Raw genomic sequence first — 16,302 nt, 5'->3', positions numbered from 1 at the left:
GAGTGCCCCGTGGGCAAGAGCGCCGTACTGGAACTGGCTGAAGACCTGATTTCCCGCCCTTCGGTGACCCCGGAGGATGCAGGCTGTCAGGAACTGATGATCGCCCGGCTGAAGGCTGTGGGTTTTCGGGTGACGCGTCTGCCTGCCAACGGGGTGGAGAATTTCTGGGCGGAGCGGGGTGGCGCCGGCCCGCGACTTTGTTTTGCGGGGCATACGGATGTAGTCCCCAGCGGCCCGCTCGCGGAATGGCAAAACGACCCCTTTCAGCCGATCATCCGCGACGGCATGCTCTATGGACGTGGTGCTGCCGACATGAAGGGCAGCCTCGCCGCCATGGTGGTCGCCGCAGAGCGTTTTGTCGCCCTGCATCCGGCGCATTCCGGTCGTCTGGCCTTTCTGATCACCTCCGATGAAGAAGGCATCGCCACCCACGGTACCCGCCATGTGGTGGACTGGCTGCGGGAGCATGGGGAGACCATCGACTGGTGCGTGGTCGGCGAGCCCTCCTCCGAAAAGGTGTTGGGGGACGTCATCAAAAATGGTCGGCGCGGTTCGCTGAACGGGCGCCTGACGGTACACGGCATCCAGGGCCATGTGGCTTACCCTGACAAGGCCGATAATCCCATCCACCGCGCCTTCCGCCCACTCGCGGATCTCGTGGATCAGTCCTGGGATGCGGGGAATGATTTTTTCCCGCCTACCCGCCTGCAGTTCTCCAATATCCACGCGGGCACCGGGGCCAACAACGTCATTCCCGGCCAGTTGCAGGCGGATTTTAATTTTCGTTTTTCCACGGAGTCCACGCCGGAATCTTTGCAGGCAGGGGTCCACAAAATCCTTGACGCCTCCGCCATGCGCTACACCATCGACTGGCAATTGTCCGGTCCGCCTTTCTTTACGGCACCGGGCCCCTTGGTAGCTGCTACCCAAAAGGCCTTGCAAGCCGTGGAACAGCGCGTGGCCCAACTGTCCACCGGCGGTGGCACCTCGGACGGGCGCTTCATTGCCCAGTTGGGCGGGCAAGTCGTAGAACTCGGGCCCGTCAATGCCACCATCCACAAGATCAACGAATGCGTTGCCGTCGCCGATCTGGAGCATCTGGCGCAAATCTATATGGAGATCATGGTGCATCTGCTGGAGACCGCGAATGGCCGTTAGTGGCGCACGCGCTACCGTCTATACCGTGCTGGGACTGTGGATGCTGGCACTGAGCGGCTGTGCAGGAGTCTCGACATCACCCACTGCCAACAGTACGGCGCCGTCCGCCTCTGCGGCCTGCGCCACCCCCGCCCCTGATCTGCACGCCGCCTATAACCGTCCTTATCAGGTTCACGGCCGTATCTATGCGCCGCTGAACAGCTCCGCCGGGTACGCCGTGCGCGGCATGGCCTCCTGGTATGGCTGGGAGTCCGGCTCCACCACCGCCATGGGCACCCCTTTCCGGCCACGCGCCTTCAGTGCCGCCAGCCGGGATCTGCCACTGCCGACCTGCGCCCGGGTCACCAACCTCAGCAACGGCCGAAGTGTTATCGTGCTGGTCAATGATCGCGGGCCCTTTGTGGATGGCCGCGCGATGGACCTCTCCTACGGAGCGGCCAACGCCCTGGGGATGGCGGGGCAAGGCGTCGCCCCGGTGGAGATCGTGGCTCTGGCACCGGTAGCCGCGCCTCCGGCGGGTACATCCAGGGGCACGGTTACGGCGGCAGCATTGCCCATGGCCCCGGAAATACCGGCGCCGTCCCAAACCTTTCTGCAAACCGGGGCGTTCAGCCGGGTCAACAACGCCACCCGTGAACGCAACCGTCTGCTCCATGCCGGCATTCGCGGCGTGCTCATCGTGCCCGGACTGGTGAACGGGCAGCAATACTACAAGGTACAGATTGGCCCGCTGCCGGGTGGCGTCGCTGCGGTCCAGGTCATCGCCGAACTCAGGCAGATGGGCTTTCATGATTTTTACAGCGTAGAACAGTAAGGAACCGCGAGATGTCCCAACCGGTGTGGCCCAACTTCTATATTATCGGTGCGGTAAAAAGCGGCACGACTTCGCTTTACGCCTACCTGCGGCAACATCCCCAGGTTTTTTTGCCGGCGATGAAGGAACCGCACTTTTTTACCCAGCCCCATCCGTCGCCGGAACAAAGGCATTGGATTCAATATGTGGGCAATGTCGAACAGTATCAGCAGCTTTATCGCGGCGCGGAGCGGTTCCCGCGGATAGGGGACGCCAGTCCCTCCTATCTCTGGTGCGAAGAAGCGCCGGAGCGTATCCACGCCGTGCAACCGGACGCACGGATCATCGTCATCCTGCGTGATCCGGTGCAGCGGGCCCATGCCCAGTACCTCATGGACTTCAATGAAGGAGTACTCGACTTACCCTTCGTGGAGGCGTTACAACGGGACTGGACCCGCCCCGACAAGGGCTGGGGGATCTCCCAGCTTTATGTGGAGCTGGGGCGCTATACCGCACAGATCATGCGTTACCAGCAGCAATTCGGTGCCGGCCAGGTGCATGTCTGTCTCCTCGAGGACCTCAAAAAAAACCCGTTGGCCGTACTGGAGGACATTGCCGATTTTCTGGAGATCGACCGCGGACCATTGCACGACATGGATCTGGAAACCGTCCATAACGTCCATCGCCTGCCGCGGGGAAACTGGGCGCGCCAACTGGCCAGCGGACACATCAGCCGGTATATTGGCGAGCATCTCTTTCCGCGAACCTGGGGCGAATTCGTCTGGCGCAACGTTTTCCTGCGCGAAGGGCGCAAGCCGCCCATGGACGCCGAAGCGCGCAGCTTTCTTCAGGCCATATACACCCCGGAAATCGAGCGCCTGGAGCAGTTGTTGGGCCGCCCGCTGCCGGAATTGCGGATATCCTGGAAATTTTCGGAGCCAGCGGGTCAGTCGCTCTCCACCGCCCTGCCTCCGAAGCCCTCCGGCAACCGCTGACACCCGTCCGCTCGCGCGCCCGCTTGCTGAACCACCCCCCCTCTACTATCTTTAGTCTGGAGTCGGAGATCTGTTTTACTGTGAGGGGAGCGTCATGTCTGGTCGTTATATTCGGTTTTTCAACGATATCCACATAGAAGACGTGCCTCTGGTGGGTGGCAAAAATGCCTCTTTGGGAGAAATGTACCGCGAACTGAGTCCCCAAGGGGTGAAGGTTCCCAATGGTTTCGCCATCACCAGCGAAGCCTACCGGTATCTGCTGGATCAGGCTGGCGCCTGGCCAGCGCTCCATGATGCGCTGGACGGCTTAGACCCGACCAACGTCACCGACCTGGCGCGGCGCGGCGCGCGGGCACGCGAAATCGTCTACGGCGCCCCGCTGCCGGCAGATCTGCAGGCGGAGGTACTCGCGGGCTACGCCGAACTGCGCAGGGAATATGGCGAAACACTGTCCGTAGCCGTCCGTTCTTCTGCGACCGCCGAAGACCTGCCCACCGCCAGTTTCGCCGGTCAACAGGACACCTACCTCAATATCTCCGGCGAAGCCGCCCTGCTGGACGCCTGCCGCCGCTGCTTTGCCAGCCTGTTTACCGATCGCGCCATTCACTATCGGATCGACCAGGGCTTTGATCACTTCAAGATCGCCCTGTCCATCGGCATCATGAAAATGGTGCGTTCGGATAAAGCGACCAGCGGGGTGATGTTTTCTCTGGATACCGAAACGGGCTTCCGTGACGTGGTCTTCATCACCGCATCCTGGGGACTGGGTGAAAACGTGGTGCAGGGCGCCGTGGACCCGGACGAATTCTACGTCTTCAAGCCAGCGTTTCTGCGCGGTAAAAAGGCGGTTCTGCGGCGGGTATTGGGCAGCAAGAAAATCAAGATGATCTATACCGAAGGAGATACCCGCCACAGCACCCGCAATATCGCCACCCATCGCCGTGAGCAGGACACATTCTGCCTCAGCGACGCGGATGTGCTGACCCTCGCCGATTACGCCATCAAGGTCGAACAGCATTACAGCCGCAAGATGCAGGAAAGCCGACCCATGGACATGGAGTGGGCGAAAGATGGCATCGACGGGCAGCTTTACATGGTCCAGGCGCGGCCGGAGACCGTCGCGTCGCAGAAAAAGGGGCAGGTACTGGAAGAGTACATCCTGGATGGTCAGGGCCCTGCGCTGATACAGGGGCGCGCCATCGGCGGCAAAATCGCATCCGGCCCGGTGCGCGTCATCCGGGATGTGAAACATCTGGCGGACTTCAGGCCCGGTGAGATTCTGGTGGCGGACATCACCACCCCGGACTGGGAGCCCATCATGAAAGAGGCGGCCGCCATCATCACCAATCGCGGCGGACGCACCTGCCATGCCGCCATCATCGCCCGGGAACTGGGTATTCCCGCTGTCGTCGGCACCGATCTTGCGACCACCACGCTCAAGGATGGTGATAGCGTGACCGTATCCTGTGCCGGCGGCGATATAGGCAGCGTCTATGCCGGCGCCCTGCCCTTCACGGTCCGCCATACCGATCTCGCCACCCTGCCCCGCCCGCAGACGCAGATCATGATCAATCTCGGCAATCCGGAAATCGCTTTTCAGACGTGCATGCTGCCCAATGACGGTATCGGCCTGGCGCGGATGGAGTTCATCATTAGCAGCGCCATCAAGGCTCATCCCATGGCGCTGCTGCATCCGGAGAAGGTCGAGGATGCCCATGAACGCGCTGCCTTGGCCATGCTGACCCAGGGCTACGCCCAGCCCGCCGATTTCTTTGTGGAACGCTTGTCGGAAGGCATCGGAACCATCGCGGCCGCGTTTTATCCAAAGCCGGTGGTCGTGCGCATGTCCGACTTCAAAACCAACGAATATGCCGCACTCTTGGGAGGACGCTGGTTTGAACCGGAGGAGGATAACCCGATGCTGGGCTTCCGCGGCGCCTCCCGCTACGCGCATCCGGCCTATACCGAGGGATTTCATCTGGAATGCCTGGCCATGAAGCGGGTCCGTGAAGAGATGGGGTTGGATAATGTCATCCTCATGCTGCCTTTTGTGCGCCGGGTGAAAGAGGCGGACGACGTGCTGGCGAAGATGGCGGAGTTTGGCCTGCGCCGTGGCGAAAACGGCTTGCAGGTCTATGCCATGTGCGAAATTCCCAATAATATCATTCTGATCGATCAGTTCGCCCAACGCTTTGACGGTTTTTCCATTGGCAGCAATGACCTGACCCAGCTCACCCTGGGCGTCGACCGCGACTCGGCCATCGTCGCTTACGACTATGATGAACGGGACGACGGCGTCAAGGAGATGATCCGCCTCGCGGTGGAGGGCTGCGCCCGTAACGGCATCCACTCCGGGCTTTGCGGGCAAGCACCTTCGGACTATCCGGAAATGGCGGAGTTTCTGGTACAAATCGGCATTCAGTCCATGAGCCTGAATCCGGATACGGTGCTGGCGACGACCTTGCATGTGCTCGACGTGGAAAAAAAGCGGAGTGGAGGGGCATGAAGGTCAACCCGGTATTACTGGTGATTTTTGACGGCTTCGGCCTCAACCCCAATCGCGCCTTCAATGGCTGGGCACTGGCGCACACGCCGCATCTCGATCACTACTTTGCCAGTTTTCCCCATACCGCCCTGCAGGCTTCGGGACGGGCGGTGGGCCTGCCGGACGGACAATTCGGCAATTCGGAGGTGGGTCACCTCACCCTGGGTTCGGGACGGATCCTCCTGCAGGATCTGGTGCGCATTTCCGATAGCCTGGAAGATGGCAGTTTTGCGCGGATTCCAGCCTGGCAGGATGTGCTCAGGGACGCCAAACGCCTGCATCTGGTGGGCATGGTCTCCGATGGAGGCGTGCACTCTCATATCGATCATCTGCTGGGCATTTTGCCACTGATAGTGGCTGCGGGTGTGGAACCGGTTATCCACATGATTACGGACGGCCGGGATACGGCGCCGCAGTGCGCCGATCTCTACGCCCGTCAGGTGGAAGAAATCCTGCACAAGCTCGGCCAGGGGCGCATTGCCACCATCTGCGGGCGCTATACGGCCATGGACCGTGCCGGCCACTGGGATCGGACGGAAAAGGCCTGGGCCGCCCTGCTGCGCGGCGAAGGACTCACCGCGGAGAGTGCTGAGGCGGCCATCCATGCGGCCTGGAAACGCGGTGAGGGGGATGAGTTCATTTCACCCACCGTCATCGGTAATCCGCAGCAGAACCGCCTAGCCGCCGATGAGCCGGTCTTCTTCTTTAACTTCCGTTCAGATCGCATGCGCCAGCTCAGTGCCGCCGTCGCCATGCCGGCCTTTACCCACTTCGACCGCCGCGGTGAGTCTGCCCGGCGTGCCCTGTGCATGGCTTCCTACGACGACGAGTACCCGTTCCCGGTACTGTTTCCCCCGGAAATTCCCGTCAATGTCCTGGCTGAAGTGGTCAGCGACGCGGGACAGCAACAGTTCCACTGTGCCGAGACCGAGAAATACGCCCATGTGACCTATTTTTTCAATGGCGGCCGGGAAGACCCCTTTCCCGGCGAGGATCGCGAGATCGTCCCCTCGCCGCAGGTGGCCACCTACGACCTGAAGCCGGAAATGAGTGCCCCCCAGGTGGCGGACCGCATCATCGCGGCACTGGAGAGCGGCAGGTATGCCTTTGTCCTGGTGAACTTCGCCAATGGCGATATGGTCGGGCATACGGCCAAAATCCCCGCCATCCTGCGCGCGGTGGAAACCCTCGACCTGCAGTTTCACCGGGTGCTGCAGACGGCACAGCGGCACGGCTTCAAGGTCATTCTCACCGCCGATCATGGCAACTGCGACGAAATGGTGGACCCGGTGACGGGTGAGCCACATACCCAGCATACGGTGTATCCGGTGCCCATGCTGCTGATTGGCGAACCGGGCGTACATCTGGGCATCGGCCGCGGTACTGCCGACATCGCCCCCACCATCCTGGAGCTCATGGGCCTGCCGCAGCCCAAGGAAATGACGGGACATAGCATCCTCCTCAAAAACCGGCCCGTCTGAAAGCACCTTCCTCATCAGAATAAGGAGAACACGTTATGAGTGCCAACGATCGCGTCAACGAAATCGCTCAGCTCACCGAACGCCTCAAAGACAAGTATCCCGCCGAAATCAATGCGTTCCTCGGTTTTATGGGGAAGACCGAGGGCAATCCGGCCCTGGGCAAGGCGCAGAAGGAACTGATCAATGTCGCACTGTCCGTTGCCGCCCAATGTGAATGGTGTATCGCACTCCATGTCAAAGGCGCCGTAACCGCCGGGGCCACCCGCGATGAAATCATGAGTGCGGGTTTTTTGGCAGTGCTCATGCACGGTGGCCCGGCGCTCATGTATCTGGTGCGCCTGACCGAGGCCGTCGATGCGTTTTTGCCGGAAGAAAGCCATGGATAAGACACAAATGGTGGCCATGCTCCGCGACATGTTGCGCGCGAGGGCCTTTGAAGAGGCGGCGGCACAGGCCTATGCGCAGGGCCATATCGCTGGTTTCCTGCACCTGTATCCGGGTGAAGAGGCGGTGGCCGTGGGCGTACTGCATGCGGCCGAGCCCGGCGATTACGTGGTCAGCACCTATCGCGAGCATGTCCATGCCCTGGTGCGCGGCATTCCGGCACGGCAGATCATGGCCGAACTGCACGGCAAAAAAACCGGGATCAGCGGCGGGATGGGCGGCTCCATGCATCTTTTCGATAAGGACCGGCGCTTTCTGGGCGGTTATGCCATCGTCGGCGAGACCTTTCCCATCGCCTTGGGCGCGGGCTACGCCGTGGCCTACCGCAAGCTGCCCGAGGCAGTGCTCTGCTTCTTCGGGGATGGCGCGGTGAACCAGGGCACTTTTCATGAGTCCCTGAACATGGCCGCCCTGTGGAAGCTACCCATTTTCTTCATCTGCGAAAACAACCATTATCAGATCGGCACCGAGATTCACCGTCACTCCGCCATCACCGAGGTCTACAAGCGCGCCTGCGCCTATGGCATCCCCGCGGAAAAGGCGGATGGCATGAACGTCATCGCCGTACATGAAGCGGCAGAGAGGGCGCTGGAGCGTATCCGCGCCGGAGATGGGCCGCAGTTCCTAGAACTGGAAACCTACCGTTACCGGGGGCACTCCATGGCCGACTCCGGCAGTTATCGCCCGAATGTGGAGCTCAATGCCTACCAGGCCAACGATCCCATCGCGGCGGCAGTCCATGAGGCGGAGTATCCCTATCCCGGCATCGAGGCCGTTGCCGCAGCCAGTGCAAATAGCGTAACCCGCTTTGCCGACCATTGCTGCCAGGAGGGACACCTCGACGAGGCAACGGTCGAGCGTATGCGCCAAGAGGTTCAGGAAGAAGTGGCAGATGCGGTCACTTTTGCCGAACAGAGCGCCGCACCGGATATGGAGGATGCCTGGAAGGCCTTCCGTTCCAACCGCCGTTTCGAAACCCTCATGGAGGTCGCGCGATGAGCGAGATGTTTTACTGGCAGGCGTTGAACCGCGCCATGGATGCCGAAATGGCTGCCGATGAGACGGTGCTGACCCTGGGCGAGGACGTGGGCCTCTACGGGGGCACCTACCGGGTGACCGAGGGCCTCATGGCCAAATACGGCGAATGGCGGGTGCGTGACACCCCCATTTCCGAGAACAGCTTTACCGGCCTCGGGGTGGGGGTGGCGATGCTGGGCTTGCGCCCGGTGGTGGAGATCATGACCATCAACTTCGCCCTCTTCGCCATGGACGCCATCGTCAACATGGCGGCAAAGATCCCTTTCATGTCCGGCGGCCAGTTTCCCATGCCGCTGACCATCCGCATGCCCGGTGGTGTCGCCAAACAGTTAGGTGCCCAGCATTCGCAAAGACTGGAGCATATGCTGATGAACGTGCCCGGCCTGCGCATGGTGGTTCCCGCTACTCCGCAGGATGCCTACTGGCAGTTGCGCCAAGCCATCCGCAGCGATGATCCCGTGATAGTTCTCGAGCATGAGTTGCTCTATTTCGGCAAGGGAAAAGTGGACGAAATGGTACCGGCTCCGCCCATCCATCAGGCGATGGTACGGCGACGGGGGCGGGATATCACCTGCGTCGCCTACTCGCGGATGCTGCCCCTCGCCCTGCAGGCGGCTGAAACGCTCGCCGCGGAAGACATCGAACTCACGGTGATCGACCTGCGCAGCCTTTCACCCATCGATTGGGATACCTGCATCGCGGCAGTGGAGCAAAACCACCGCTGCCTGATCGTCGAGGAGGACTGCCGCTTTGCCGGAGCCGGGGCGGAGTTCGCCGCCACCCTGCAGGAGCACTGTTTTTATCTGCTGGATGCCCCCATCCAGCGGGTGGCGGGGATGGACATCCCCACCCCCTTCAATGGCACACTGGAGGCCGCCAGTATCCCGCGGGCAGACGACATAGTACAGGCAGCCCGGCAAATGATGGCACGAAATGGAGCAGCACGATGAAAACCGAAATCACCATGCCGGTATTGTCCGACACCATGCAGACCGGTCGCCTGACGCGCTGGAACAAGTCGGTGGGTGACGCGGTAAAAAAAGGCGAGGCCGTTGCCGAGGTCGAGACCGACAAGGCGATTCTGGACGTGGAAGCCTTTTCCGATGGTTATCTCATTGGTCCTCTGGCCGCTGTGGATACGGATATCCCGGTGCGGCAGGTGATCGGTTACATCGCCGACGCGCCGGAAGCGGCACAGACGGACACGGGCGGTGCGGCCAAAACCCCCACACCCGGTACACCGCCCGCACCGCCTTCGGTTACACCCGGAGCGGTTGCAGAGAAAAAGACCGCACCGCCGGATAAACTGCCACCAGCCACCTCTACGCCCGCTGCAACACCGGCAGATTCCGGCTCCCCGGAGAAGCCCGCTCCCCTCCCCCAGCCGCAAGTCGTGGCACCGCAACCCCCCCATGCCGATGGTTTACGGGCTTCTCCATACGCCCGCGCCCTGGCCCGGGATCTGGAACTCGACATCCTCCAGGTCAAGGCCGGCCCCGATGGCACCATTCACGCCGCCCAGGTGCTGGCCGCAGCCCTCGCACCTCAGGATGCCGATCTGCGTATGGGACCGCCTTATACCATCGAACGTCCCAATATCCTGCGCGCCGCCGTCGCCCGCAACATGTCCGCCACGCTGAATACGCCCGCTTTCCTCATCAGCAGTCGCTTTGCCGTGGCGCCCCTGCATGCCGCCGCCAAGACGGCCGGACTGAGCCTGACCCTTGCTCTGAGCCGTGCCTGCGCCCTGACCGTCGCGGAAGATCCCTGGTTTAACCACGCATGGACCCGGGAGGGGCTGGCCAAGCGTAGTCGGGTGGATGTGGGCATCGCCGTAGACACCGGGAGCGGACTGATTACCCCCGTGCTGCGTGACGCAGCCAAACGGCCGCTCAAGGAACTCACAGAGGACTGGCGCATTCTGCTGGGCAAAGTCAAAAAAGGCAGGATTTATCCGGAAGACTACCAGGGTGCGAGTTTTTACCTCTCCAATCTTGGGGTTTTCCCGCAAATTGAGCGATTCAATGCCATCGTGCCGGTGGGCGCTTCCGCCATCCTTGCCGTTGCGGCGGCGGGTAGTGACGGGCTGACCGACTTCACTCTGAGTTGCGATCACCGGGTGATTTTCGGCGCGGATGCCGCGCGCTTCCTGCAACGCCTGGGCAAGCGGCTGGAGGACCTATCCTGGCTGGCCGGTGGCGGCGGACAACCGTGAGCATGGCGGCAATACGCCATATTCTCTGCCTCAACAGCGGTTCGTCCTCCATCAAATTCGCCGTTTTTGCGCTGGGCCCTGCAGGAGAAGAGAAGCTCGCAGAGGGCGCCGCGGAACGCATCGGGCAGAGCATCGGACGCTTGTGGCTGCAACGGGGACAAGATCCGATCACCGACCGGCAACTGGTCCTTTCCCATCACCAGAATGCCCTGGAAGCCGTTTTCGCAGCCCTGACCGAGGCGCGATACGCAACGCCGGACGGTGTTGGCCATCGCATCGTCTCCGGCGGCCCCCGTCATCAGGCGCACTGCCTGGTGGACACCCAGGTGCTCGGTGACCTGCGCGCCTCCCTGCGCTTTGCGCCACTGCACCTGCCCGCAGAAATCGCCGCCATCGAGGCCGTACAGGCGGTGTGGCCCGGCATTCCGCAGGTCGCCTGCTTCGATACGGCCTTTCACCAGAGTATCCCGGAAGTGGCCGCCCGCCTGCCTCTGCCGCGCAATCTCTGGCATGAGGGTGTCCGTAAATACGGCTTTCATGGCCTCTCTTACGAATATATCGTCAGCCGACTCCCCAATCACGCCGCCGGCAAGACCATCATCGCTCACCTGGGCAACGGCGCCAGCATGGCGGCGGTGCATAACGGCCAGTGCCGCGACACCACCATGGGCCTCACTCCCACGGGGGGGCTGGTGATGGGCACGCGGAGCGGCGATCTCGACCCTGGCGTTCTGCTCTATCTCATGGAAGAAAAAGGCTATAATGCCGCACAACTGGAGCGGCTCCTCAACCATTTGTCCGGGTTGCTGGGTATCTCGGCCTGCAGCGGCGACATGCAGACCCTGCTCGGGCTGCGCAATGACGATGCCCATGCGGCGCAGGCCATCGAGATGTTTGCCTATAGTGCGCGCAAGGCCATCGGGGGACTGATGGCGGTGCTGGGCGGACTGGACCGCCTCGTCTTTACGGGGGGCATCGGCGAACACGCCGCCGCGATCCGCTGGGCCATCTGCCGCCCCCTGAGGGGACTTGGCCTGGAGATCGATCCGATCGCCAACGAAGGCCCAGAACCTTGCATATCAGTGGCCCATAGTCCAGTAGAAATCCTCGTCGTACCCACCAATGAAGACCTGATGATCGCCCGGCATTGCCACCGGCTCCTGCCCACACGGGAGCAGCATCGTTGAAATCCCGTAAAACGCGCCAGCGCCACACGCAGCATGCACTTCCACACCCGATACACCCGGACCACGCCAGCATGACCCGGATACTCGACGAAAGTCCTCTGCTACCCATTCATTACCGCATCTGGGCATTATCCACCGGCGGCACCCTGCTCAGCGGCGTCTCCATGTTTCTGCTGGGTGTGACGTTACCACTCATCATCCCCATTTTTGCCATGCCCGCCACCAGCATCGGTCTCGCGGCCGCCATGCTCATGGGTGGCACGGTGGTGGGTGCACTGATCGGTGGGCATCTGGCTGATCACCTGGGGCGCAAGCCGGTCATGGTCATGGATATGATCCTGCTCATGATCGCCGCCCTGCTGACCGCCCTCGCTCCGGACGCCAGGGTGCTCATCGGTGCCGAATTGCTGGTCGGTGTGGGTATCGGTATGGATTTCCCAGTGGGCAGCAGTTATCTGGCGGAGTTTATGCCCCAGGGACGGCGCGGACGCATGATGGCGGCCTCCATTGCCGTGCAATCCGTGGGCATGCTGGCAGGTGCCGGTTTTGCTCTGGTTCTTTTGCAAGGCGCTCATTCCGGGGACAACACCTGGCGCTGGTTGCTGGCAGCGGAAGCGCTGCTGGTGCTCCCTTATCTACTGGGCCGCCTCACCCTGCCCGAAAGCGCGCGCTGGTGCATGGGACGCGGTCATAACGCCGAAGCCGCGCGCATCCTCGAACGCATCGTACCCCGACAGAAAGCGATGCTCGACGCCATGGCCCAGCGTCTGGGCAAAAAAATCCACCATGTGGCCAAGATCCGTCCCGGCCGACATATGGGCATTCGGACCCTGTTCTCGCCGGAATATCGGCGCCGCACCCTTCTGGTGACCTTGCCCTGGTTTTTCATGGACGTGGCTACCTATGGTGTCGGCCTGTTCACCACCATCCTGCTCGGCACCATGCGCAATGGCGAAAACGTCGGTATCATCGGTGTTGTCGGCAGAGACCTTAGCAATGCCTTGGACAGCGGCAAGGTGGATATCTTCCTCCTCCTCGGTTCGCTGCTCTCCCTCTGGATGGTGCCCTGGCTGGGACGGATTCATATGCAGATGATCGGATTTGGCGGTATGACGCTGGGGATGGGACTGCTCTATTTTGCGACGGAACTGGCAGGAAGCACCGCGGCCCATCCGCAGCTCATTCTGAGCGGCTTCATGGTGTTCAATCTGTTCATGACTGCGGGTCCCAACGCGACGACCTTCATCCTGCCAACGGAAATGTACCCCACCCAGGTGCGCGCCTTCAGCGCCGGGTTCGCCGCCGCCGTAGCCAAGATCGGCGCCACCATCAGCGTCTTTCTGCTGCCGGTGATCCAGTCTGCGTTGGGCGTTACCGTGATCCTGCTGCTGATGGGCACGGTCAGCCTGTTGGGTCTGGTGCTCACTTACAACTTCCGGGTGCAGGGCCGCGGCCTGACGCTGGAAGAACACCACGGACCGGCTCTGCCCCAATGAAGCATCGCGAGAAGGAGATCAGACATGCCCTATGCCCATTTTGACGCGTTGCTGGCCGATGTCGCGCCCCTGGACGACATCCCCGTAGCCGTAGTGGACGCCGCCGAAGAGCATGTATTGCGTGGCGCCTGCGAAGCCAGGAGTCAGAGCATCATCGAACCCATCCTCATCGGCGACGCACAACAGATTCGCAGTCTGCTGCTCAAAATGGGGCACGATTCCGGCAGTTGCCCAAACTTCCATATCATTCACGCCGACAGTGCGGAAGCTGCGGCGGAAAAGGGTGTCGAAATGGTGCTTGCCGGAGAGGCCAAGGCATTGATGAAAGGACACCTGCATAGCGATGCCTTCCTCCACCCCATTCTCGCCAAACTACGCACGGATCGTCGTCTTTCCCATGTCTTTGTTGCGGACATCCAGACGTACCCGAAACTCCTGCTCATCACCGATGCCGCCATCAATATCGCGCCCGACCTCGGCACCAAGGCGGCCATCCTGCAAAATGCCATTGATCTGGCGCATATTCTGGAGGTTGCCCAACCCAAAGCCGCCATTCTCTCCGCGGTGGAAGTGGTCAACCCCGCCATCGTCTCAACGGTGGATGCCGCCTGTCTCTCGAAAATGGCAGAACGCGGGCAGATCACCGGCGCGCTGGTGGATGGTCCCCTCGCCTTCGACAACGCCATCTCCAAAGAGTCGGCGGAGATCAAGGGGATACAGAGTTCCGTGGCCGGAGATGCCGATATTCTGCTGGTGCCCGATCTGGTGTCCGGCAATATCCTCGCCAAGGACTTGGAATATCTGGCCGGCGCGACTCTGGCGGGGATCGTGATGGGGGCCAAGGTACCCGTCATCCTCACCTCCCGTGCCGACCCTGCCCGTGCCCGTCTCGTTTCCGCCGCCCTGGCCGCCCTCATCCATTATCGCCGGCTGGAGGCGCGGTCATGACCGAAAACAACACCCGCTCCCCGTCCATCGCTACCCTCACCCTCAACCCGGCCGTAGACATCGCCTACGAAGTGCCGCACCTGATCCCGGACCAGAAGAGCCACGCCACATCCACCCGCTACGATCCCGGCGGTAACGGCATCAATGTCGCCCGCGCCCTCAAGGAGCTGCTGGTCTACGCCCATAGTTGCTGCGTCGTGGCCGGCAATATCGGCGAACTGCTACAGAAGCTGCTGCAACATCACCTGGACGATCCCCACTGCGTGCACGTAGAGGGGGAAACCCGCGTCAACGCCACCATTTTGCAGGGGGACCCCGCCACCCAGTTTGAAATCACCGGCATCGGGCCACGGGTTTCAGAACCTATCCTCGCCGAAGTCCGGGAAACCTTTCTGGGCCTGTGCAAAGACGGTTTCGCGGTACTCACCGGCTCCGTCCCCCCTGGCGTGGATGATCATTTCTATGGAGATATGGTCGATCGGGTCCGCGCCGGAGGCGGACAATCCATTGTCGACGCCCATGGCGCCCTCCTGCAACACGCCCTTCCCCATCACCCCTTCCTGATCAAACCCAATAGCTATGAGCTGTCCCTCCTGCGTCGGCGCGAGCTCCCCACGCTGGAGGATGTGGCGAAGGAGGCGCGCGCCATACAGCGGGAAGGGGTGCAGTATGTCTGTGTATCCCTGGGGGGCGACGGAGCACTGCTGGTCGGGCCCGATGGCAGCTATTTTGCCAAGGCACCCCCCATTCAGGTGAAGTCGACGGTCGGCTCGGGCGACTCCATGGTCGCCGGTCTCGTCGCCGCGCTGGCCCACGGCCAAAGCCCGGCAGAGGCCCTGCGCCTGGCCGTCGCCTGCGGCAGCGGCACGGCTGCCCGGCCGGGCACCGAGATATTCTCCCATAATGATCTGGACGAACTGCTACAGATAACGGAAGCGCGTGTACTCGACATCTGAGGGTACCCCAAAAAAGGCCCTCGCGAGGAGGGCCAAAGGGAGGTATGGGAGACAGATCATTCATCCTGCGAAGCAAACAAGGGTGATTGGCGCGCATCCTCCCGGCGCATCAGGAGAACGGGCCTTTAGCAATGCCCGTTGTCGTTATCGCCGCCGTTCATATTCTCTTCCGCCTCGGTGCGCCACCAGGCCCCGATCCCGGATGCCGTCTTGGCCACCGCCTTGTTGGGATAGCAGGTCACCGGGTCCCTTTTGGCCAATGCAGACCTTTGGTACCAGTAGGTCGCCCGGACCCAGTCGGGCTTTTCGATATGCCCCAATTTCAAGCCGGGGTCATAGAGCGTCCCCAGATAATACCCGGCAGTCCTGTTTCCGCTATCGGCCTGGTGCTGTAGTTGCCGCAAGGCCGCAGGAGAATCTTCGGCCTGGTTTCTGAGGTCCAACAGGGTCCCTTCGGCCTGGGACAGGACCGGAACCATGAGACCAAGTGCCAACAAGATCGATGCTGTAAACTTGCCTTTGTACATAACGTGCTCCTCTTCCAAAAAGGGTTCCAAAAAGGTTTTCGCCAGCATGTCCGCTTCCCGGCGGGGTTCAGTAACCGGTGAGGGGAACCGTCCCTTGCCGCCGTAGTACGTGGGAATTTTTCCCACCGATATTATCTATGCAGTATTCGTGCCATACTGAGTGACCAATGGTAAGAATATGGATTTGTTAGTTTTCATCACGAGCCTGGCGGGGGTGATCAAAGGGATCGCCGCGGCGTTTTGTCGCCATAGCACGACGACCATCCTGAAAAACAATAATATATATTTTACCAAACAATTAGTTATGACTGTCGCTCATTGTCTACGCCAATTCACCATAACGTGGCGTCTGTCCTGCTGAAAATCGTTCAACCCTCCATGGGTACTACAAGATTATCCGCCGCAGCATGCCGGGAAGGCGGAGTCACCCTGTTCCCAGGAGCGCTCAATATCCCCGACTGTTCTATACTGATGGACGAAGCCACCCAGGGAGGATCCGGATGGTGACCATGTACCAGC

Annotated in this window: 14 protein-coding genes; 13 read left to right on the top strand and 1 reads right to left on the bottom strand. The window is 61.4% G+C overall.

The window, feature by feature from the left end:
• Positions 1-9: 9 nt before the first annotated feature.
• From dapE to AFE_RS08380, 13 genes are all read left to right on the top strand, one after another.
• A complete protein-coding gene (gene dapE / locus AFE_RS08440) occupies positions 10-1,158 on the top strand; it encodes a succinyl-diaminopimelate desuccinylase (protein ID WP_012536780.1) in 1,149 nt (382 codons plus the stop codon).
• A complete protein-coding gene (locus AFE_RS08435; protein WP_009562421.1) occupies positions 1,148-1,972 on the top strand; it encodes an SPOR domain-containing protein in 825 nt (274 codons plus the stop codon). The genes dapE and AFE_RS08435 overlap by 11 nt, the downstream gene beginning before the upstream one ends.
• Before the next feature lie 11 nt (positions 1,973-1,983).
• A complete protein-coding gene (locus AFE_RS08430) occupies positions 1,984-2,946 on the top strand; it encodes a sulfotransferase family protein (protein ID WP_012536779.1) in 963 nt (320 codons plus the stop codon).
• A 94-nt stretch (positions 2,947-3,040) separates the two neighbouring features.
• On the top strand, positions 3,041-5,452 hold the full coding sequence (gene ppsA / locus AFE_RS08425) for a phosphoenolpyruvate synthase (protein WP_012536778.1): 2,412 nt from the start codon (positions 3,041-3,043) through the stop codon (positions 5,450-5,452).
• Complete coding sequence (gene gpmI, locus AFE_RS08420) at positions 5,449-6,972, top strand: 2,3-bisphosphoglycerate-independent phosphoglycerate mutase (protein WP_012536777.1); 1,524 nt, start codon at positions 5,449-5,451, stop codon at positions 6,970-6,972. The genes ppsA and gpmI overlap by 4 nt, the downstream gene beginning before the upstream one ends.
• A 35-nt stretch (positions 6,973-7,007) precedes the next feature.
• Positions 7,008-7,358, top strand: coding sequence for a carboxymuconolactone decarboxylase family protein (locus AFE_RS08415; protein WP_009563432.1), 351 nt, complete (start codon positions 7,008-7,010; stop codon positions 7,356-7,358).
• Positions 7,351-8,415, top strand: a complete 1,065-nt coding sequence (locus AFE_RS08410) for a thiamine pyrophosphate-dependent enzyme (protein WP_009563431.1) — start codon at positions 7,351-7,353, stop codon at positions 8,413-8,415. The genes AFE_RS08415 and AFE_RS08410 overlap by 8 nt, the downstream gene beginning before the upstream one ends.
• The gene (locus AFE_RS08405; RefSeq protein ID WP_012536775.1) at positions 8,412-9,404 is read left to right on the top strand and encodes an alpha-ketoacid dehydrogenase subunit beta; all 993 of its coding nucleotides are present in this window, start codon (positions 8,412-8,414) and stop codon (positions 9,402-9,404) included. The genes AFE_RS08410 and AFE_RS08405 overlap by 4 nt, the downstream gene beginning before the upstream one ends.
• Complete coding sequence (locus tag AFE_RS08400; RefSeq protein ID WP_012536774.1) at positions 9,401-10,669, top strand: dihydrolipoamide acetyltransferase family protein; 1,269 nt, start codon at positions 9,401-9,403, stop codon at positions 10,667-10,669. Before AFE_RS08405 ends, AFE_RS08400 begins: the two co-directional genes overlap by 4 nt.
• Before the next feature lie 2 nt (positions 10,670-10,671).
• On the top strand, positions 10,672-11,856 hold the full coding sequence (locus tag AFE_RS08395) for an acetate/propionate family kinase (RefSeq protein ID WP_012607242.1): 1,185 nt from the start codon (positions 10,672-10,674) through the stop codon (positions 11,854-11,856).
• On the top strand, positions 11,853-13,352 hold the full coding sequence (locus AFE_RS08390) for an MFS transporter (RefSeq protein WP_012607241.1): 1,500 nt from the start codon (positions 11,853-11,855) through the stop codon (positions 13,350-13,352). The genes AFE_RS08395 and AFE_RS08390 overlap by 4 nt, the downstream gene beginning before the upstream one ends.
• 24 nt (positions 13,353-13,376) lie before the next feature.
• Positions 13,377-14,300: a bifunctional enoyl-CoA hydratase/phosphate acetyltransferase gene (locus tag AFE_RS08385; protein ID WP_012536772.1), complete on the top strand. Its 924-nt coding sequence runs from the start codon at positions 13,377-13,379 to the stop codon at positions 14,298-14,300.
• Entirely contained in the window at positions 14,297-15,256 is a 960-nt protein-coding gene (locus tag AFE_RS08380; RefSeq protein WP_012536771.1) for a 1-phosphofructokinase family hexose kinase, read from the top strand. Before AFE_RS08385 ends, AFE_RS08380 begins: the two co-directional genes overlap by 4 nt.
• Before the next feature lie 125 nt (positions 15,257-15,381).
• Here the strand turns inward: AFE_RS08380 and AFE_RS08375 are convergent, their stop codons facing one another.
• The gene (locus AFE_RS08375) at positions 15,382-15,783 is read right to left on the bottom strand and encodes a hypothetical protein (RefSeq protein WP_012607240.1); all 402 of its coding nucleotides are present in this window, start codon (positions 15,781-15,783) and stop codon (positions 15,382-15,384) included.
• Positions 15,784-16,302 lie beyond the last annotated feature (519 nt).

It is taken from the genome of Acidithiobacillus ferrooxidans ATCC 23270, assembly GCF_000021485.1.
In the GTDB taxonomy this organism is placed as follows: domain Bacteria; phylum Pseudomonadota; class Gammaproteobacteria; order Acidithiobacillales; family Acidithiobacillaceae; genus Acidithiobacillus; species Acidithiobacillus ferrooxidans.
This window is presented reverse-complemented; position numbering and strand designations above follow the sequence as displayed.

Excerpts from the sequence above, each read along its gene's own strand:
- AFE_RS08435 (WP_009562421.1), top strand. The coding sequence starts at position 1,148 with ATGGCCGTTAGTGGCGCACGCGCTACCGTCTATACCGTGCTGGGACTG.
- AFE_RS08375 (WP_012607240.1), bottom strand. The coding sequence starts at position 15,783 with ATGTACAAAGGCAAGTTTACAGCATCGATCTTGTTGGCACTTGGTCTC.
- AFE_RS08410 (WP_009563431.1), top strand. The coding sequence starts at position 7,351 with ATGGATAAGACACAAATGGTGGCCATGCTCCGCGACATGTTGCGCGCG.
- AFE_RS08405 (WP_012536775.1), top strand. The coding sequence starts at position 8,412 with ATGAGCGAGATGTTTTACTGGCAGGCGTTGAACCGCGCCATGGATGCC.
- AFE_RS08380 (WP_012536771.1), top strand. The coding sequence starts at position 14,297 with ATGACCGAAAACAACACCCGCTCCCCGTCCATCGCTACCCTCACCCTC.
- AFE_RS08430 (WP_012536779.1), top strand. The coding sequence starts at position 1,984 with ATGTCCCAACCGGTGTGGCCCAACTTCTATATTATCGGTGCGGTAAAA.
- AFE_RS08415 (WP_009563432.1), top strand. The coding sequence starts at position 7,008 with ATGAGTGCCAACGATCGCGTCAACGAAATCGCTCAGCTCACCGAACGC.
- AFE_RS08395 (WP_012607242.1), top strand. The coding sequence starts at position 10,672 with ATGGCGGCAATACGCCATATTCTCTGCCTCAACAGCGGTTCGTCCTCC.
- gpmI (WP_012536777.1), top strand. The coding sequence starts at position 5,449 with ATGAAGGTCAACCCGGTATTACTGGTGATTTTTGACGGCTTCGGCCTC.
- ppsA (WP_012536778.1), top strand. The coding sequence starts at position 3,041 with ATGTCTGGTCGTTATATTCGGTTTTTCAACGATATCCACATAGAAGAC.
- AFE_RS08385 (WP_012536772.1), top strand. The coding sequence starts at position 13,377 with ATGCCCTATGCCCATTTTGACGCGTTGCTGGCCGATGTCGCGCCCCTG.
- AFE_RS08400 (WP_012536774.1), top strand. The coding sequence starts at position 9,401 with ATGAAAACCGAAATCACCATGCCGGTATTGTCCGACACCATGCAGACC.